This is a genomic window from Rhizobium binxianense (assembly GCF_028994275.1).
In the GTDB taxonomy this organism is placed as follows: domain Bacteria; phylum Pseudomonadota; class Alphaproteobacteria; order Rhizobiales; family Rhizobiaceae; genus Rhizobium; species Rhizobium binxianense.
The window spans coordinates 2696030-2713982 of record NZ_CP118713.1 but is presented as its reverse complement, the minus strand read 5'-3'; the positions used below and the strand labels follow the sequence as shown (position 1 = coordinate 2713982).

General features: G+C 61.0%; 17 protein-coding genes and 1 pseudogene. 15 read left to right on the top strand and 3 right to left on the bottom strand.

The annotated features are described in order from the left end of the window. From ftsW to murB, 4 genes are read left to right on the top strand one after another with little or no spacing between them, the layout of a single operon-like run. Nucleotides 1–1155, top strand: a complete 1155-nt coding sequence (gene ftsW / locus PO860_RS13445; RefSeq protein ID WP_097620895.1) for a putative lipid II flippase FtsW — start codon at nt 1–3, stop codon at nt 1153–1155. A gap of 6 nt (nt 1156–1161) precedes the next feature. After that, on the top strand, nt 1162–2286 hold the full coding sequence (gene murG, locus PO860_RS13440) for an undecaprenyldiphospho-muramoylpentapeptide beta-N-acetylglucosaminyltransferase (RefSeq protein WP_183608188.1): 1125 nt from the start codon (nt 1162–1164) through the stop codon (nt 2284–2286). Next, nucleotides 2283–3698 carry a UDP-N-acetylmuramate--L-alanine ligase gene (murC, locus tag PO860_RS13435; protein ID WP_273884241.1) on the top strand — a complete coding sequence of 472 codons (1416 nt, stop codon included), beginning with the start codon at nt 2283–2285 and terminating at the stop codon, nt 3696–3698. Before murG ends, murC begins: the two co-directional genes overlap by 4 nt. Continuing rightward, nucleotides 3695–4669, top strand: coding sequence for a UDP-N-acetylmuramate dehydrogenase (gene murB / locus PO860_RS13430; protein ID WP_183608190.1), 975 nt, complete (start codon nt 3695–3697; stop codon nt 4667–4669). The genes murC and murB overlap by 4 nt, the downstream gene beginning before the upstream one ends. 3 nt (nt 4670–4672) lie before the next feature. Here murB and PO860_RS13425 read toward each other — a convergent pair whose 3' ends face one another. Beyond that, nucleotides 4673–5602 carry a UDP-glucose 4-epimerase family protein gene (locus tag PO860_RS13425; protein WP_273884240.1) on the bottom strand — a complete coding sequence of 310 codons (930 nt, stop codon included), beginning with the start codon at nt 5600–5602 and terminating at the stop codon, nt 4673–4675. A 337-nt stretch (nt 5603–5939) separates the two neighbouring features. Continuing rightward, the gene (locus PO860_RS13420) at nt 5940–6695 is read right to left on the bottom strand and encodes an SDR family NAD(P)-dependent oxidoreductase (RefSeq protein WP_183608192.1); all 756 of its coding nucleotides are present in this window, start codon (nt 6693–6695) and stop codon (nt 5940–5942) included. A 175-nt stretch (nt 6696–6870) separates the two neighbouring features. Between PO860_RS13420 and PO860_RS13415 the strand changes: the two genes are divergently transcribed. From PO860_RS13415 to PO860_RS13390, 6 genes are all read left to right on the top strand, one after another. After that, on the top strand, nt 6871–7500 hold the full coding sequence (locus tag PO860_RS13415; RefSeq protein WP_409518673.1) for a L,D-transpeptidase: 630 nt from the start codon (nt 6871–6873) through the stop codon (nt 7498–7500). A gap of 169 nt (nt 7501–7669) precedes the next feature. Then, nucleotides 7670–7789, top strand: coding sequence for a hypothetical protein (locus tag PO860_RS13410; protein ID WP_018243378.1), 120 nt, complete (start codon nt 7670–7672; stop codon nt 7787–7789). A gap of 154 nt (nt 7790–7943) precedes the next feature. Further along, nucleotides 7944–8528 carry a hypothetical protein gene (locus PO860_RS13405; protein WP_272782102.1) on the top strand — a complete coding sequence of 195 codons (585 nt, stop codon included), beginning with the start codon at nt 7944–7946 and terminating at the stop codon, nt 8526–8528. 73 nt (nt 8529–8601) lie between these two features. Further along, the gene (locus PO860_RS13400; protein WP_183608195.1) at nt 8602–9195 is read left to right on the top strand and encodes a protein-S-isoprenylcysteine O-methyltransferase; all 594 of its coding nucleotides are present in this window, start codon (nt 8602–8604) and stop codon (nt 9193–9195) included. 10 nt (nt 9196–9205) lie between these two features. Beyond that, nucleotides 9206–9991 (top strand): hypothetical protein, encoded by a 786-nt coding sequence (locus tag PO860_RS13395; protein WP_183608196.1) that lies wholly within the window; start codon nt 9206–9208, stop codon nt 9989–9991. Continuing rightward, nucleotides 9988–10866, top strand: coding sequence for an SDR family NAD(P)-dependent oxidoreductase (locus PO860_RS13390; RefSeq protein WP_183608197.1), 879 nt, complete (start codon nt 9988–9990; stop codon nt 10864–10866). The genes PO860_RS13395 and PO860_RS13390 overlap by 4 nt, the downstream gene beginning before the upstream one ends. Before the next feature lie 53 nt (nt 10867–10919). Here the strand turns inward: PO860_RS13390 and PO860_RS13385 are convergent. Further along, nucleotides 10920–11684: pseudogene (locus PO860_RS13385) on the bottom strand (MFS transporter); the annotation flags it as partial. Between the two features lie 203 nt (nt 11685–11887). Between PO860_RS13385 and aqpZ the strand changes: the two are divergent. From aqpZ to ftsZ, 5 genes are all read left to right on the top strand, one after another. Beyond that, nucleotides 11888–12574 (top strand): aquaporin Z, encoded by a 687-nt coding sequence (gene aqpZ / locus PO860_RS13380; RefSeq protein WP_275037874.1) that lies wholly within the window; start codon nt 11888–11890, stop codon nt 12572–12574. A gap of 272 nt (nt 12575–12846) precedes the next feature. Beyond that, nucleotides 12847–13773 carry a D-alanine--D-alanine ligase gene (locus PO860_RS13375; protein ID WP_273884358.1) on the top strand — a complete coding sequence of 309 codons (927 nt, stop codon included), beginning with the start codon at nt 12847–12849 and terminating at the stop codon, nt 13771–13773. Then, a complete protein-coding gene (locus PO860_RS13370) occupies nt 13761–14693 on the top strand; it encodes a cell division protein FtsQ/DivIB (protein WP_183608199.1) in 933 nt (310 codons plus the stop codon). The genes PO860_RS13375 and PO860_RS13370 overlap by 13 nt, the downstream gene beginning before the upstream one ends. Next, the gene (ftsA, locus tag PO860_RS13365; protein ID WP_003565034.1) at nt 14690–16021 is read left to right on the top strand and encodes a cell division protein FtsA; all 1332 of its coding nucleotides are present in this window, start codon (nt 14690–14692) and stop codon (nt 16019–16021) included. The genes PO860_RS13370 and ftsA overlap by 4 nt, the downstream gene beginning before the upstream one ends. 55 nt (nt 16022–16076) lie before the next feature. Beyond that, on the top strand, nt 16077–17810 hold the full coding sequence (ftsZ, locus tag PO860_RS13360; protein WP_183608200.1) for a cell division protein FtsZ: 1734 nt from the start codon (nt 16077–16079) through the stop codon (nt 17808–17810). The last annotated feature ends 143 nt before the right edge of the window (nt 17811–17953 follow it).

Below are 17953 nucleotides of genomic sequence, written 5' to 3'. Positions count from 1 at the left end.
ATGGTAAGCCGCGCGGAACGTGGGCCTCTGGCCGATTGGTTCTGGACCATCGACCGCTTCTTCCTGGCGATGTTCATCTTCCTGATGGGCATCGGCTTCATGCTGTCGTTTGCTGCGTCTCCAGCCGTTGCCGAGCGCATCGGGCTTGAGCCCTTCCACTTCGTCAAACGCCACGCAGCCTTCATGATCCCTTCGATCACCGTCATGCTCGGGCTGTCGTTCCTGACGCCGCGCCAGGTGCGGCGAACCGCGATCCTGCTTTTGATCATCTCGCTTGCGATGATGGTGCTGGTGCTGTTCGTCGGCCAGGAGGTCAAGGGCGGCAGGCGCTGGATCTGGATCGCCGGCCTTTCCATCCAGCCGTCGGAATTCATGAAGCCCGCCTTCGTCGTGGTCTGCGCCTGGCTGTTTGCCGAACATGCGCGCCAGCCGGAGATTCCCGGCAATCTCTTCGCCATCATCCTCTTTGCCATCGTCGCCGCTCTTCTCGTCGCGCAGCCGGACCTCGGCCAGACCATCTTGACGACGGCCGTCTGGGGCGGGATGTTCTTCATGGCCGGCATGCCGTGGATCTGGATCATGCTGCTCGGCATCGGCGGCGCCGGCGGCCTGCTCAGCGCCTATTACGTCTTCCCGCACGTGGCGCTGCGAATAGACAAGTTCATGACCGGCGAGGGCGACACGTTCCAGATCGACACTGCGCGCGAGGCAATCATCCGCGGCAGCTGGTTCGGCCAGGGACCGGGCGAGGGCATCGTCAAGCGCATTATTCCGGATGCGCATACCGATTTCATCTTCTCGGTCGCGGCCGAGGAGTTCGGCATCGTCTTCTGCATGGCGCTGGTTGCGCTGTTCACCGTGCTGGTGCTGCGTGGCCTCTCGCATGCCTATCGCGAGCGCAACGACTTCAACCGCTTCGCGGTCGCCGGCCTGGTGCTGCAGATGGGCATCCAGTCGATCATCAATATCGGCGTCAACCTCGAATTGCTGCCGGCAAAGGGCATGACGCTGCCGCTGATTTCCTACGGCGGCTCGTCCATGGTGGCGATCTGCGTCACCGCCGGCTTCATTCTGGCGCTGACGCGCCATCGGCCGGAAAAACGTGCGCAGGACCGGAGCCTTTTCCGCGTCCCGCACGGCATGCCGGCGGAGTAAAGGACCATGAGCAAAGGCATCGTGCTGCTTGCCGCCGGGGGAACCGGCGGCCACGTGTTTCCAGCGGAGGCGCTCGCCTTCAAGCTGAAGGAGCGCGGCTATTCGGTGCATCTCGTCACTGACAGCCGGGCGGAGCGTTATGCCGGCAAGTTCCCGGCCGAGGAAATCCATGTCGTGCCGTCGGCGACGATCGGTTCGAAGAACCCGGTTGCCGTCGCCCGCTCGCTGTGGACGCTCTGGAGCGGCATGCGGGCGGCGAAGAAACTGGTCCAGCGGCTGAAACCCGCCATCGTCGTCGGTTTCGGCGGTTATCCCACCGTGCCGCCGCTGCTTGCCGCCACCCGGCTCGGCGTGCCCTCGATGATCCATGAGCAGAATGCCGTGATGGGCCGCGCCAACAAGGCCTTGGCGAGCCGCGTGCAAGGCATTGCCGGCGGTTTCCTGCCGGAAGGCGGCGCCGCTTTTCCCGAGAAGACGGTAACGACGGGCAACCCGGTTCGCCCGGCGATCATCGCAGCCGCCGAGGTGCCTTACACGCCGTCGCATCCCGGTGAAGCCTTCAATCTCGTCGTCTTCGGCGGCAGCCAGGGCGCGCAATATTTCTCCAAGGCGCTGCCGACGGCGATCAGTCTGCTCGACGATGCGCTTCGCCTGCGCCTGCGCATCACCCAGCAGGTGCGTCCCGAGGATATGGAAATGGTCGGCGGCTGTGTCGCCAAACTGGAGATGGGCGCCGATATCGCCCCCTTCTTCACCGACATGGCCGAGCGGCTGGCGAAAGCTCACCTTGTCATCTGCCGTTCCGGCGCCTCGACGGTTTCGGAAATTTCCGTCATCGGCCGGCCGGCAGTGCTCGTGCCTTACCCCCACGCTCTCGATCACGACCAGGCGGCCAATGCGGCGGCACTGGCGGCCACCGGCGGGGCCAAGGTGATCGCCCAGTCGGAGCTTTCGCCGGAGAAGATCGCAGCGATCCTGACGGCCGTCATGAACGACCCGGAAAAGCTTGCACATATGGCAGCGGCTGCGAAACTCGCCGGGAAACCCGATGCCGCGAACTTGCTTGCCGACATGGTTGAGGCTATTGCCGCCAAACGGACAATAGCGGAATTCAAGAGGACACGCGCATGAAACTGCCGAAGGCGATCGGTCTCGTCCATTTCATCGGCATTGGCGGCATCGGCATGAGCGGTATCGCCGAGGTGTTGCACAATCTCGGCCACAAGGTGCAGGGATCGGACCAGGCCGACAGCGCCAATGTCCAGCGCCTGCGCGACAAGGGCATCGAGGTGTTCGTCGGCCACCGGGCGGAAAACCTGGGTGATGCCGAAGTCGTCGTTGTCTCGACGGCGATCAAGAAGAGCAATCCGGAGCTGATCGCCGCGCGCGAAAAGTTGCTGCCGGTGGTGCGCCGCGCCGAGATGCTCGCCGAGCTGATGCGCTTCCGCAATGCAATCGCCATCGGCGGTACGCATGGCAAGACGACGACCACTTCGCTGGTCGCCACACTGCTCGAAGCCGGCGGGCTTGACCCGACCGTCATCAACGGCGGCATCATCAACGCCTACGGCACCAATGCCCGAATGGGCGAGGGCGAGTGGATGGTGGTCGAGGCCGACGAATCGGACGGTACCTTCCTGAAGCTTCCGGCTGATGTCGCCGTCATCACCAATATCGACCCCGAGCATCTCGACCATTATGGCAATTTCGATGCGGTGCGCGCCGCCTTCCGGCAGTTCGTTGAGAACGTGCCGTTCTACGGCTTCGGCGTCATGTGCCTCGACCATCCCGAAGTGCAGTCGCTGGTCGGCCGCATCGAGGATCGCAAGATCATCACCTACGGCGAGAACCCGCAGGCCGACGTACGCTTCACCAATGTGCGCATCGACGGCACGCGCTCGATCTTCGATGTCGCAATCCGCCGCCGCCGCACCGGCCAGGTGATCGAGCTCAAAGGGCTGGTCATGCCGATGCCCGGCCGCCATAATATTTCCAACGCGACGGCGGCGATCGCCGTTGCCAACCGGCTCGGCATATCGAATGCGGATATCGCCAAAGGGCTTGCCTCCTTCGGCGGCGTCAAGCGTCGTTTCACGCTGACCGGCGAATGGAACGGGGTGCAGATCTTCGACGATTACGGCCACCACCCCGTCGAGATCAAGGCGGTGCTGCGCGCTGCCCGCGAAGCCTGCAAGGGCCGGATCATCGCGGTCCATCAGCCGCACCGCTATAGCCGCCTTGCCAGCCTGTTCGAGGAATTCGCCGCCTGCTTCAACGATGCCGACAGCATTTTCCTGGCGCCGGTCTATGCGGCGGGCGAAGATCCGATCGAAGGCATCGATTCCGTCTCACTCGTCTCGCGGATCAAATCCGGCGGCCATCGCGACGCCCGTTTTCTCACCTCGGCGGAACTTTTGCCGCAGATGGTCGCGGAGGTTGCAAAGCCTGGTGATTTCGTGGTTCTGTTGGGGGCTGGGAGCATCACATCCTGGGCAGCGGCGCTGCCCAAGCAACTGGAAGGCCTATCGGGAAAGTCCGCATGAAACAGGTGAATGGGGAAAAGCTTCTCGCGTCTCTCGGAGACGGTGTAAAGGATATCCGCGGCCGTATCACGCCGGATGCCCCCATGGACCGTGTTACCTGGTTCAGGGCCGGCGGCCTGGCCGAGCTGATGTTCCAGCCACATGACATCGACGATCTCGTCGCCTTCCTGAAGATCTTGCCGGAAGAGGTGCCGCTGACGGTGGTCGGCGTCGGCTCCAACATCCTGGTGCGCGACGGCGGGATTCCCGGCGTCGTGCTGCGCCTGTCGGCCAAGGGGTTCGGCTTCGTCGAGCTTGCCGGCGAAAACCGCATCCTGGCCGGTACCATCTGCCCCGATAAACATGTGGCGGCGATGGCGATGGATAACGGCATCGGCGGCTTTCATTTCTTCTACGGTATTCCGGGCAGCATCGGCGGCGCGGCGCGCATGAATGCCGGGGCGAACGGCGTAGAGACGCGCGAGCGGTTGATCGAGGTCAACGCGGTCGACCGCCAGGGCAACAAGCATGTGCTTTCCAATGCCGAGATGGGCTATTCCTACCGGCATTCCGCAGCACCCGCCGACCTGATCTTCACCTCGGTGCTGTTCGAGGGTTATCCGGAAGAGCGCGCCCAGATCCGCGCCGAGATGGATGCCGTTCGCAATCACCGCGAGACGGTGCAGCCGATTCGCGAAAAGACCGGCGGCTCGACCTTCAAGAATCCGGCGGGCCATTCGGCCTGGAAGCTGATCGACGAGGCAGACTGCCGCGGCCTCGTCATCGGCGGTGCGCAGATGTCGTCGCTTCACTGCAACTTCATGATCAACATGGGGCAGGCGACCGGCTACGATCTCGAATATCTCGGCGAACAGGTGCGCCGCGAGGTCTTCGAAAAAGAGGGCATCAAGCTCGAATGGGAAATCAAGCGCCTCGGCGTCTTCATGCCAGGCCGCGAAGTGCGCCCGTTCCACGGCGTCACAAGCGAATAAAGTTTACTTCACGGCCAGCTTCAGACCTTCGCGCGGCGTGACGATGGGCGACCAGCCGAGAACGTCGCGCGCTTGGGATATGTCGACCTGGAGGGAGCCACAAAGACGTTGGTAGACAGCGTCCTTTCCCGTGACTCTCGCGCCCATCTGCAACAAGGCGGGGGGGAAGGGGAGCAGGATCGGTTTGACACCCAGCCCCGCGGCAATCCCTTCAATAAGCCCTGGCGTCGAAAGATCTTCTCCATCACCTGCGAGAAGGGTCTCGCCGGCTGCCCCGGGATGCTTCATCCCGGTGATGATCAGATCGACGAGATTTGGAAGCGCGACCAGTGTTCGGCGGTTCTTCAACGACCCGAAAGGGAGCGGTATCTTCTTCCGGACAAGTCCGACGAGCAGAGCAAAGTTGCCCCTCGCACCGGGTCCATAGACGAGCGGCGGGCGAATGACGACGACCTCCATGCCTGTTCGGGCGGCGATTTCATGTAGCCCGATTTCAGTTTCCAGCTTCGAGATGCCATAGGGATCGATCGGCATTGGCGTATCGTCGTGCCGGAAGGGCCTATCGTTCTCCTCGCCATTGACCTTGATGCTGCTGGTGAAGACGAACCTTTTTACATCAGCGCGGGCGGCCTGCTCGGCGAGGTTCAACGTGGCGGCGGTGTTGATCCGACGAAAATCCGCAAGAGGATCGGCTGCGCGGTCGTTCATGATGTGAACACGAGCGGCGAGATGGACGATGACATCAATACCCTCGAGAGCTGCTGTCCAATCGGTTTCGCTTGTTATCTCGATGGGGAAATGCCGCATAGATGCCGGGAAGCTGGCGGTTGCAGATCGCGTCGTCACCGCAAGCTCGCATATCCGTTCTCTATGCAGTCTTTCGACGAGAGGCCTACCGACAAAGCCGGCTGCGCCGGTAATGAGGCATCGCATGATCTTTCCCCCGTTCTACCGTGAGTGCTCCGGTTAACCGGAAGTGCTCACGGCATCAATCAAAAAGCCGCGACGTTAGGGCGCCGTGCGTCCTTTCGGACGCACAAAGGACGCTCTAGCACTTTGAATCTACGCATCGGCCCGAAAGTCGATTCCGATTTTCGGGCCGATGCGCTAGCCGTCTCGGCTTATTGTTCATTTCTCGCGGCCCGACAGCCGACACAGCTCAGTGGAGAGACCGCAATATGGGGCAGAACACCGGTCCCCCAGTCGGCAGCACAGCATGAGGCAAAATGGAGGTAGTCTGGAAATCACCGCCTACTTCCCAGCCCCTTCTTCAGTGAGCGGTATAGGCCCCGTCCACCAAATAGTGCGCCCCAGTGATGAAACTGGCCTGCTCGGACAAGAGGAAACACACAAGAGCCGCGACCTCTTCCGGTTTTCCACGCCTGCCCATTGGTTGAAGCGATGCCATGCGACGCGAACTCGCCGCTTCAAGGTGCTCTGACAAAAGTGGCGTTTCGATCCAGCCGGGACCGACGGCATTTATGCGGATACCCAATCGCGCATACTCCATCGCAGCGACTTTCGTCAGTCCAACAACCCCGTGCTTGGCTGCGGTGTAGGCCGCCGCGGTGGGTAATCCAACGGACCCGAGAGTGGAAGTCATATTCACGATTGCGCCGCCACCCAACTTAAGCATCGCGCCAATTTCGGACTTCATGCTATAGAAAACGCTGTTCAGATTGACGTTCATCACCTCGTGCCAACGATCGAGCGGATAGTCTGCGACCGCTGCGCGCACCCCATCGATTCCCGCATTGTTGACCGCCAGATCCAAGCCGCCACATGTCTCGACGGTAAAATCGACAAGTCTCTGCACACTCCCACTGTCACTGACATCAACGACAAATTCACGGGCGAGGCTTCCCTCTGATCTGATTGCGGCGGCAATTGTACGTGCTGCGTGAGCATTGATATCGGCGACAACAACCTCGGCACCCTCCTCAGCGAGTTGTCGGGAAACGGTGGCACCAATTCCGGAACCTGCGCCCGTCACAATCGCGATTTTTCCCTCCAGGCAAAGCTTCATCGTCTCTGTCCTTATTGCTATGCTAATATTCGATCGGCGCGTTTATTGATGCAAGGGGTTTCCCGGATTAATAGAAGCGCATGGTATTGCGCAGCTTCGGATGTTGCCAGTGTTGCGACCTCATCCTCCACAGCGTTGAGTGTCTTTGTCAAAAGATGTCGCACTCTAATTTGGAATGAACGGGATCGACGGAATTACTTGGCAGGTGGGAATGGACAAACACCATATTACACGCCGGGGGCTCGTGCTGGGGAGCTTGGCTCTGATGCTTTCTGCATGTACTTCAGGCGATGGGCCGCCGCTGGGCTACCGGTTTGGGTTTGCGATGGATCCTGATTTCGATCCCCGCTATCGACGACGAGAGGTTGCGTATACGGGGAGTGAACCGCCCGGAACGATCGTCGTCGATACGGCGAGCCGCTACCTTTACTTCGTGGAGGCTGGCGGACAGGCGACTCGCTATGGCGTTGCGGTCGGAGAGGAAGGGCTGAGTTTCAAGGGCGAGGCCACCATCGGCTATAAGGCAGAGTGGCCTTCGTGGAAACCCACCAGTGACATGATTCAGCGCAAGCCCCGGCTGGCCCAATATGCCGATGGAATACCGGGAGGACCACTCAACCCTCTCGGTGCAGCGGCCCTCTACCTCTACCAAGGCGGACAAGATACCCTGTTCCGGTTGCACGGAACGAATGCCCCCTGGTCGATAGGCCGTGCAGTTTCGAATGGGTGTATTCGTTTGACGAACGCAAACATCCTCGACCTTTACTCTCGTGCACGCGTAGGCACGCGCGTGGTTGTCATCTGACGGCGTTTACCATTTGCAATCGCTGGGTTGGTCATAACAATACGTATCTGCTAATGTAGATTCGTTGCATGTTGCATCATGTCTGCCCTATCCAGGGTGCTGATTGTCGCTAAACTGTAAGGTGTAGCCCTCAAAAAGCTATCCCATGATGAGGAGAGAGGACTTCCTGATGAGCAGAATTCTAATCGTAATCGTTGCAATGTTTGCGGTGGCCAATCTGAGTGCTTGCGGGTCGATTGGCAAAGGCAAGGGGAAAGCCCCACCGCCGGCAGAAGCAGTCTACAAGTAGCATATCGCGTTTGATATTTAGGAAGGGTCACATAGACCCTTCCGCTTCTTACACCATAAACCCCAGGCTTGCGCTCCTTCGCAACTCACAGCGCACGAGTGGCATTGCTGACGTCGGGCTCCCATTCGTCAGGGCCTGCATATGGAGCTTAGTGATGGCGCTTGGAAGAGGCGGTAGGTCGCTAGTTGTTATGTTGGCGGTCGTGGCATCGTCATGCCAGACAGAAGACAAAAGGCCTTTACCGCATTATACGTCGACTGGCAGAGGTGTAGCTCCAACCAATGCGGCTGAAAACAAATCAAATCGGTATTTCATCGAATTCCGCTCACGCTATGCGCTGACCTACGGCCACACCTATGTCGTTTTTGGGCGGGCGGATAAAAACGGAAATATGATCAATCCCGAAGTCGCAGGGCTTGCCCCAGCTTCTCCCGATGCCGCCCAGTATGTAATCGGCCACTTCATACCGGTTCCGGCCACGACCGGAGCTACGGATGGTGACCTGGAAGAGCAGTACAGGTCGGCAAGCTGGCGTGTGATGCTGAGTGATAGTGAATATAACGACACAGTTGCGTATATACGCAAACTGCAGGCAACCTCTCATCTCTGGGAGGCATCGGTATATAACTGCAATGCCTTTGTGGCGGATATCGCACGGCACATGGGTTATAAGGCGCCCGGCATTTGGCTAAGGCCGCAACAATTCATTGCAACCCTGCGGGAGATGAATACAGGTTGATTGCGTGCGGGCATCCAAGATACGCGTTGGCGATCACGGAAGGCGGATCATGGAAAGGTTCTGGTGACTTGATTTGAACTTATCAGCAGCCGTCGTCGGCGAGGTCGTCTGGGTTCTCGGAATTGTTGCATGGTACATCATTCGATACCCTTTTGAGCGCCGCGCAAAGCGAGTGCCTGTTATCAGCAACCGCCGCACCGGTTCTGAGGTGGTCGGGCTTGCGGCAGCTCTCGCCGGACTTGCGATCGTGCCGGGATTCTACGTCGCGACCGGCATTCCTGAAGCCGCCGACTATACACCTCATTTGTGGGCCGTCGTGATCGGGGCAATATTCTTCTGCGCCGCAATGTGGGTCTTTCGAAGAACCCACAAGCAATTAGGACGAAACTGGTCGATTACGCTGGAGATCCGCCAGCAGCACGAATTGATATGCGCTGGCCCGTACTCCCTTGTCCGCCACCCCATGTACACGTCGTTCCTTCTGATGGGGCTCTCACAAGCGTTTCTGCTGTCGAACTGGGTGGCAGGCACGGCGGGCCTGATCGGCTTCGCCGTTCTATTCTTCCTGAGGGTGGACAAGGAAGAACGTATGATGTTGGAAGTTTTCGGCCCGCAATACCGCGCATATATGGCGAAAACCAAGCGCATCATCCCTTATCTTTACTAGAGGTGGCAAGATGAGAGGACGAACGATCAAGCTCTCGGCATCGCGACGACTTGTCGGAGATCTGATGAGATTCTCGATCGGGGTACCGCGTGTGACGGTCCAGCGGCAAATGAACCTTCGGCCCCTCCTCGATGCCAGAGACGGACCGGATGCCCGGCCGTCCTGGACCGTGCTTTTCTTGAAGGGATACGCCCTGCTTTCTCAAGAAATTCCCGAATTGCGGCGCGCTTATATCAAGTTTCCATGGCCGCAGCTCTATGAATATCCGGCCAGTGTGGCCTCTATTGCCCATGAGCGCGAGCATGAGGGAGAGAGGGTCGTTCTGCTGAGCATCATCAAAGGTCCCGAGCAACGCTCCATTTCCCAGCTGGAAACGCTGATCCGCGCAGCGAGGTCACTTCCGGTTCTGGAGATTAAAGAGTTTCGGCGCTCTCTGAAGCTTGCTCGCGCACCTGCCCCTGTGAGGTGGCTGCTCATGTGGCTCGGGCTCAATATCGGGCGGAAGCGTGCGCGCTATTTCGGCACGTTCCAATTGTCCGTCTATTCGGGCCTTGGAGCGGAGTCCCTCAACCCCCTTACCCCACTGACCACACTTCTCAACTACGGTCCAATCGGCAAGGATGGATCGGTTGCTGTCCGCATCCACTACGACCACAGGGTCATGGATGGAGCGAATGTCGCTCGGGCATTGGAACGGTTCGAAAGGATCTTGAACGGCGAGGTCGCGGACGAAGTAACACGCATCGCCCAGAGCGGTACCCCTGCCATCATGTCGGCGGCAGGGACATCGAAATGACGTCGCGCAGTGAGCCCCGTTTGGCTGTCGTCGTGGTTGGTGCTTCCCGTGGCATTGGACGAGCAATCGCAAAGGTTGCGGCACGTGAACGCAATGTCGTCGTACTCGTCGCGCGTTCGCCTGAGGGCCTCGCCGCGGCGGCGGTCGACGTACAGCAGGCCGGCGGGGAGGCGTTCACGCTGCAGCTGGATCTCTTTGCGGCCGATGCGTCGGCGCGCCTTGAGGCTTTTCTAATCGCCAACGATTTGGTCTGCGGCGTCTTGGTCAACAGTGCCGGGTATGGTCTGCGAGGCGCAGCAACGTTACTCCCCGTCAAAGATCAGATGGGGATTATCGATGTCAATATACGCGCCCTGACCGACATGACCCTTCGCTTCCTGCCTGGAATGCTGGCGCGCGGACGTGGCGGAGTGATCAATCTCGGCTCCATAGCGGGTCTCGTTCCCGGGCCGTACATGGCATTGTATTACGCAAGCAAGGGTTTTGTGCGCTCTTTTTCGGACGCGCTCCATCAGGAAGTGCGCCGTTTTGGCGTTACCGTGACATGTGTGGCGCCAGGACCGGTATCCACCGAATTCCTTGAAAAGGCCGGCGCCAACCGGGCGGCTCTCTTCAAGATATTGCCCAAGCTGGACGCTGAATATGTCGCTGAGCGGGCCTGGAGCGGTTTCAACTCAGGCCGTCGCCGCGTCGTTCCCGGCATTTCAGCCAAGTTGTTTACTCTTGTCGCCGCATTCTTGCCGACCGCAGTTATTCTCCCCCTGATCGGCCGCCTGCAGCGCAGGAGCAAAGATCCATGTCCTTGCGGTTCAGGGAAAAGCCTCAAGGAATGTTGCGGTAGCCGCTCCCCGGCACGGAGCAACCTGCAGAAATAATGGCTGTCGACGAGGGTGAAGCCGACCGATGATGCCGGCCACGCAGAGATCCTATAACCGAGCCCGCCCTTTTCCAGGGGTGTCGTGCCCCAGGAGAGCGTGAAGACTGTCATGAGGTAGAACAACACGAAGGTCGCGACGGCAATGAAGGTGCCGAGGATCAGGCTCCGCAGATGACCGCGAAAGACGACTTCGATCGGCACGGCGACGCGCTCGTGCTTTTCGACGGCTTTGCGGAATTCCGGCGTCTCGGCGATCTTCAGACGGACATAGAGGCCGACGGCGACGAGGGCGAGGCTGGCGATGAAGGGAATGCGCCATCCGTAGTCGAGGAAATCCTCGTTGCTCATCGTTTCCGCCAGGATGAGGAAGAAGCCGGAGGAAAGGATGAAGCCGATCGGCGCGCCGAGCTGCGGGAACATGGCGTACCAGCTGCGCTTGCCGGGGGGAGCATTTTCGGTGGCGAGCAGGACGGCGCCGCCCCCTTCGCCGCCGAGGCCGAGGCCCTGACCGAAGCGGCAAAGCGCCAGCAATAGCGGCGCGGCGATGCCGATCGCATCATAGCCCGGCAGCATGCCGATCAGGACGGTCGAAAGCCCCATCGTCATCAGCGCGGCGGCGAGCGTCGCCTTGCGGCCGATGCGATCGCCGAAATGACCGAACACCACGGCGCCGATGGGGCGGGCGAAGAAGGCGATCGAGAAGGTGACCAGCGACTGCAGCGTTGCGGCGTTCGAATCGCTTGCCGGGAAGAAGAGATGCGGAAAGACGAGGACGGCTGCCGTCGCGTAGACGTAGAAGTCGAAGAATTCGATGGTCAGTATTTTTATGAATCGCCTTGAGGCTGGCAGGTCTTAACGCAATTTCAGGTCTGAGAAACGTCTCCTCGCGCCGCATCCGCCGCATCTCCACCCGTTTCGCGATCCTTGCGTGAAGCTTGCCGCAGCAATGTCCGCGCGCTTGACCGGAATCGATTTGTAACGGATTCATTTAAACTCTTGGTTGAGGTTAAGGGGCGCGCATGCAAAAAAGTCTAGTTGCCGAGTTTCTCGGCACGTTCTGGCTGGTCTTCGGCGGATGCGGCAGTGCCGTGCTCGCGGCTGCCTATCCCGAGCTCGGGATAGGATTTACGGGTGTGGCCCTTGCGTTCGGCCTGACCGTGCTCACCATGGCCTATGCCGTGGGCGGCATTTCCGGCGGTCATTTCAACCCGGCCGTCTCCCTCGGTCTGACGGTTGCCGGACGGTTTCCTGGGGCGCGCCTCGTTCCCTATATCGTCGTCCAGGTCGTCGGCGCCATCGCCGCGGCCGCGCTGCTCTATCTCATTGCCAGCGGCAAGGCGGGTTTCGAACTCGGCGGCTTTGCCGCCAACGGCTATGGCGATCATTCGCCGGGCGGTTATTCTCTGCTTTCGGCGCTGCTGATCGAAGTGCTGCTGACCATGTTCTTCCTGATCATCATCCTGGGATCGACCGGCAGCCGGGTGCCTGCCGGCTTCGCGCCGCTTGCAATCGGCCTCGGGCTGACACTGATCCATCTCATTTCCATCCCTGTGACGAATACCTCGGTCAATCCGGCGCGTTCCACCGGCCAGGCGCTTTTCGTCGGCGGCTGGGCATTGCAGCAGCTCTGGCTGTTCTGGATTGCACCGCTTGCGGGCGGGGCGCTCGGCGGACTCGTGTGGAAATTCCTCGACGACGCAGACTGACTACAAGACATCGACCTATCCCATTGGGCCCGCGCGGTTTTTCGGCGCGGGCTTTTCTGTGTCAATGGATCGGCAGGCACCTTCGCCCCTGCAGTCCGAAGAAGCGAAAGTTAAAAAATCAAGGACGCGGCAAGAGGAAGTTAACGAAAGTAAACACTTCATTAACCATAATGGTGCTCTAATGTTTGCAGGTCGGACAAAGGCCGGAAACGGCGCCGACAGCTTGGCGCAAGCGTCGATTTCGAGAATGGAAGTTATTTTTGGGGGTGTTGATGAGTCGCAAGCGCGTCGCTGTCCTGATGGGCGGGTTTTCCTCGGAACGGCCGGTCAGCCTTTCCTCGGGAAAGGCTTGCGCAGAGGCCCTCGAAGCGGAAGGCTTCGAAGTGACGTGCATTGACGTGGCGCGCGACGTTTCCGAGAGGCTCGCCGCGCTGAAGCCGGATGTGGTCTTCAATGCACTTCATGGGCCCTTCGGTGAGGACGGCACGATCCAGGGGATCCTCGAATATCTCGAAATCCCCTATACGCACTCGGGCGTGCTTGCCTCGGCACTGGCGATGGACAAGGACAAGGCGAAGCTCGTTGCTGCAGCTGCCGGCATTCCGGTCGCCGAATCACAGGTCATCAATCGTTTCGCTTTTCCCTCGGCGCATCCGATGATGCCGCCCTATGTAGTGAAGCCGGTGCGTGAGGGCTCAAGCTTCGGCGTCGTCATCGTCACGGAAGATCAGGCGCATCCGCCGCAGGTCGTCAGCTCCCCCGAGTGGCATTACGGCGAGGAGGTGCTCGTCGAGCGCTATGTTTACGGCCGCGAACTCACCTGCGGCGTCATGGGCGAGACTGCGCTCGGCGTCACCGAGGTGGTGCCGCAGGGCCACAATTTTTATGATTACGACTCCAAGTATGCGGCGGGCGGTTCAAAACACGTCATCCCGGCGAAAATTTCACCGAATATTTACCAAAAAATACAAACATTGGCCCTAAGGGCGCATCAGGCAATCGGTTGTCGCGGCGTCAGTCGGTCCGACTTTCGTTACGACGATCGTTTCTCCGAAGACGGCGAAATCATCTGGCTGGAGGTCAATACCCAGCCCGGTATGACTCCAACCTCGCTTGTGCCCGAAATGGCCGGTCATGCCGGCTATTCCTTTGGTGAGTTTCTCCGGTGGATGGTGGAGGACGCGTCTTGTTTGCGTTGACGGTCAAGAAGATAGGGCGTCCCAGCCGTCATGCCGCGCTTCCGATGATGGAAGCCGAAGAGCGGTTCGTGCTGCCGCGTCCGTTGCGCCGCGTCACCCGCTTCCTGATCAGCCTTGGCAGCGGCCGCATCTACATCCCCGCCCATACGGGCACGGTTTCGGCGCTTGCCTTTCTGGCTGCGACTGGGCTCTACGGCATGTCGCTCGGCGGCCACACGGAAGCCGTCGCGCAGGCGACGACAACGGCGGCGGGCTTTGCGATCGAGGACGTGAAGGTCTCCGGCAATTCGGAGACTTCCGAAATCGAAATCCTGCAGCTGATTGGCCTCGATGGCACGACCTCGCTGGTTGCCCTCGACGTCGATGCCGCCCGCCGGAAGATTGCGCATCTCCCCTGGGTCGAAAGCGTCGAGGTTCGCAAGGTCTATCCGAAGACGATCGAGGTGAAGCTGAAGGAGCGTCAGGCCTATGCCATCTGGCAGCACGGGCAGGAGCTTTCGCTGATCGAAAAGAACGGCAGCGTCATTGCGCCGCTGCGCGACAACAAGTTTTCGGCGCTGCCGCTGGTGGTCGGCCGTGATGCGGAAACGGCGGCGGCGTCACTCGACGACGCCTTCTCCAAGTGGCCCGACGTGAAGGCCCGGGTGAAGGCCTATGTCTGGATATCCGGCCGCCGCTGGGACCTGCACATGGATAACGGCGTCGTCGTCAAGCTGCCGGAAGACGGTATCGACCAGGCGCTGGCGACGCTTTCGAAGTTCGACAAGGAGCACCAGCTCCTGGAGCGGGACATTGCTGCGGTGGATCTCAGGCTGTCCGACAGAACCGCGATCCAGCTGACGCCGGAAGCGGCGGTCCGCCGGCAGACGGCTGTGACGGAGCGTACCAAGGAATTGAAGAAGGCGGGGCAGAATATATGAGCTTGTTCGGTTCATCCCATTTCGGATTGCCGCGCCTGAAGCCGCTTTCGTCGAAGCGGTCGCATGTCGTTTCGGTGCTCGACATCGGCTCGACCAAGGTCGTCTGCATGATCGGCCGGCTGACGCCGCGCGAGGAAAGCCAGATCCTGCCGGGCCGAACGCACAATATCGAGATCATCGGTATCGGCCACCAGCGATCCCGCGGCATCAAGACCGGCGTCATTGCCGATCTCGACGCGCTGGAAGGCGTCATTCGGCTGGCCGTCGACGCGGCCGAACGCATGGCCGGGCTGACCGTCGAGAGCCTGATCGTCAATCTGACGGCCGGCCGTCTCGGCAGCGACATCTATACCGCGACGATCGATCTCGGCGGCCAGGAAGTCGAGCTCAACGATCTCAAGAAGGTGCTGTCGGCAGCCTGCCAGCAGTCGCTGCGGCAGGACCGTTCGGTGCTGCATTCGCTGGCGACGGGTTTCTCGCTCGACGGCGAGCGCGGCATCCGCGATCCGCTGGCAATGTACGGCGATGCGCTCGGCGTCGACATGCATGTCGTCACGGCGGAGCGCTCGGCGCTGAAGAACCTCGAACTCAGCGTCAACCGCGCGCATCTGTCGGTCGAGGGCATTGTTGCGACGCCCTACGCATCCGGCCTTGCGGCGCTCGTCGACGACGAGGTCGAGCTCGGCTGCGCGGCGATCGACATGGGCGGCGGCACGACGACGATCTCGGTCTTTGCCGAAGGCAAGCTCGTTCATACCGATGCCGTCGGCCTCGGCGGCCATCACGTGACCACCGATCTGGCGCGCGGCCTTTCGACCCGCATCGAGGATGCCGAGCGGCTGAAGGTCGTGCATGCGACAGCGCTTTCGAATTCCTCCGACGAGCGCGAACTGATCTCGATCCCGCCGATCGGCGAGGATGATCGCGACCAGCCGTCGCAGGTGCCGCGGGCGCTGGTTTCGCGCATCGTGTCGGCCCGAATCGAAGAGACGATGGAACTGATCCGCGACCGCATCCAGCGCTCCGGCTTCAGCCCGATCGTCGGCAAGCGCGTCGTACTGACCGGCGGAGCCAGCCAACTGACCGGCCTTGCCGATGTGGCGCGGCGCATTCTTGCCCGCAACGTCCGCATCGGCCGCCCGATGGGCGTCTCGGGACTGCCGACGGCGGCCAAGGGCCCGGCCTTTTCGACGGCCGTCGGCCTGATGATCTATCCGCAGGTTGCGGACATGGAGACACATGCGTCACAGAGCGGTCTGCTCATGTCGCTTGGAGGAAATAACAGCCGCATAGCCCGGATGGGCCAGTGGCTGAAGGAAAGCTTCTGAAATTGAGTGATTGGCCGGCGTGGCGATGCGGCCAGAGAGAGAAGGAACAGGTACCATGACCATCAAGCTGCAAAAGCCTGACATCACAGAGCTGAAGCCGCGCATCACCGTATTCGGCGTTGGCGGCGGTGGCGGCAACGCCGTCAACAACATGATCACCGCCGGTCTCCAGGGCGTCGACTTCGTCGTCGCCAACACGGATGCGCAGGCGCTGACGATGACGAAGGCCGAGCGCATCATCCAGCTCGGCGTCAATGTCACCGAAGGCCTCGGCGCAGGTTCGCAGCCGGAAGTCGGTCGCGCGGCAGCCGAAGAATGCATCGATGAGATCGTCGATCACCTGAACGGCACGCATATGTGCTTCGTCACCGCCGGCATGGGCGGCGGCACCGGCACCGGCGCTGCGCCCGTCGTCGCGCAGGCCGCCCGCAACAAGGGCATCCTGACGGTCGGCGTCGTCACCAAGCCGTTCCATTTCGAAGGCGGGCGCCGCATGCGCCTGGCCGAGATGGGCATCCAGGAACTGCAGAAGTCTGTCGATACGCTGATCGTCATTCCGAACCAGAACCTTTTCCGCATTGCCAACGACAAGACGACCTTCGCCGATGCCTTCGCGATGGCCGACCAGGTTCTCTATTCGGGCGTTGCCTGCATCACCGACCTGATGGTGAAGGAAGGTCTCATCAATCTCGACTTCGCCGACGTCCGCTCGGTGATGCGCGAAATGGGCCGCGCGATGATGGGCACCGGCGAAGCCTCGGGCTCCGGCCGCGCGCTGCAGGCCGCCGAGGCTGCAATCGCCAACCCGCTGCTCGACGAGACTTCGATGAAGGGCGCTCAAGGGTTGCTGATCTCCATCACCGGCGGTCGCGACCTCACCCTCTTCGAAGTCGACGAAGCCGCGACCCGCATCCGCGAAGAAGTCGATCCCGACGCCAACATCATCCTCGGCGCCACCTTCGACGAATCGCTTGAAGGCATCATCCGCGTCTCGGTCGTCGCCACCGGCATCGATCGGGCGATGAACGAAGCCGCCGAGCGCAACTTCCAGCCGGCCGCAAAGCCTGCTATCCGTCCTTCCGCGGCTGTTGCTCCGGCAGCGGCCGCAGTTCAGCCTGCGCCCGTGATGCAGGCACCGAAGGCCATGGATCCGATCGCGCAGACCATCCGCGCAGCCGAGATGGAACGCGAGCTTGAAATCCCGGCCCCGCGTGCTGCTGCACCACTGCAGCAGCCGGTGGCACAGCAGGAAACCTTCCGTCCGCAGAGCAAGATCTTCGCGCCTGCACCGGAAGCTCCGATCATCCGTCAGGCACCGGTGCAGCAGCAGGCTCCCGCGCCCGTCATGAGCCAGCCGGTCATGAGCCAACCGGTCGTCAGCCAGCCCGTCCAGCAGCAGCCGGTCCGGCAGGAGCCGATCATCCGCCAGGCGCCCGAACCGATGCGCATGCCGAAGGTCGAGGATTTCCCGCCGGTCGTTCAGGCCGAACTCGACCACCGCACGCAACCGGCCTCCGCGCATGCGGGGGAAGAGCGCGGTCCGATGGGCCTGCTGAAGCGAATCACCAATTCGCTCGGCCGTCGCGACGACGACGCGGTTGCCGCCGACATGACGGCAGCACCGCCGGCCGCTTCGCAGCAGCGCCGTCCGCTGTCGCCGGAGGCAAGCCTCTACGCACCACGTCGCGGCAACCTCGACGACCAGGGCCGGGCGGTTCCGCAGGCCCGGATGACGCAGGAAGACGACCAGCTGGAAATCCCGGCATTCCTGCGCCGCCAGTCGAATTGAGGGGCTGCTTCAGCACCGTTCATGCCCGGGATCAAGGTCCCGGGCATTGCTGTTTTTCAGTTTGTGATTCGCGAGCGATTTCAATCGCCTGACTTCGTAACAAAGCGAAAGAAACAGTGATTTGGATTGGAGCGCCGGCGCAC

Bases quoted from the DNA above. Each gene is read 5' to 3' on its own strand.
- ftsW (WP_097620895.1), top strand. From the start codon at position 1: ATGGTAAGCCGCGCGGAACGTGGGCCTCTGGCCGATTGGTTCTGGACC.
- murG (WP_183608188.1), top strand. From the start codon at position 1,162: ATGAGCAAAGGCATCGTGCTGCTTGCCGCCGGGGGAACCGGCGGCCAC.
- murC (WP_273884241.1), top strand. From the start codon at position 2,283: ATGAAACTGCCGAAGGCGATCGGTCTCGTCCATTTCATCGGCATTGGC.
- murB (WP_183608190.1), top strand. From the start codon at position 3,695: ATGAAACAGGTGAATGGGGAAAAGCTTCTCGCGTCTCTCGGAGACGGT.
- PO860_RS13425 (WP_273884240.1), bottom strand. From the start codon at position 5,602: ATGCGATGCCTCATTACCGGCGCAGCCGGCTTTGTCGGTAGGCCTCTC.
- PO860_RS13420 (WP_183608192.1), bottom strand. From the start codon at position 6,695: ATGAAGCTTTGCCTGGAGGGAAAAATCGCGATTGTGACGGGCGCAGGT.
- PO860_RS13415 (WP_409518673.1), top strand. From the start codon at position 6,871: ATGAACGGGATCGACGGAATTACTTGGCAGGTGGGAATGGACAAACAC.
- PO860_RS13410 (WP_018243378.1), top strand. From the start codon at position 7,670: ATGAGCAGAATTCTAATCGTAATCGTTGCAATGTTTGCGGTGGCCAAT.
- PO860_RS13405 (WP_272782102.1), top strand. From the start codon at position 7,944: ATGGCGCTTGGAAGAGGCGGTAGGTCGCTAGTTGTTATGTTGGCGGTC.
- PO860_RS13395 (WP_183608196.1), top strand. From the start codon at position 9,206: ATGAGAGGACGAACGATCAAGCTCTCGGCATCGCGACGACTTGTCGGA.
- PO860_RS13390 (WP_183608197.1), top strand. From the start codon at position 9,988: ATGACGTCGCGCAGTGAGCCCCGTTTGGCTGTCGTCGTGGTTGGTGCT.
- aqpZ (WP_275037874.1), top strand. From the start codon at position 11,888: ATGCAAAAAAGTCTAGTTGCCGAGTTTCTCGGCACGTTCTGGCTGGTC.
- PO860_RS13375 (WP_273884358.1), top strand. From the start codon at position 12,847: ATGAGTCGCAAGCGCGTCGCTGTCCTGATGGGCGGGTTTTCCTCGGAA.
- ftsA (WP_003565034.1), top strand. From the start codon at position 14,690: ATGAGCTTGTTCGGTTCATCCCATTTCGGATTGCCGCGCCTGAAGCCG.
- ftsZ (WP_183608200.1), top strand. From the start codon at position 16,077: ATGACCATCAAGCTGCAAAAGCCTGACATCACAGAGCTGAAGCCGCGC.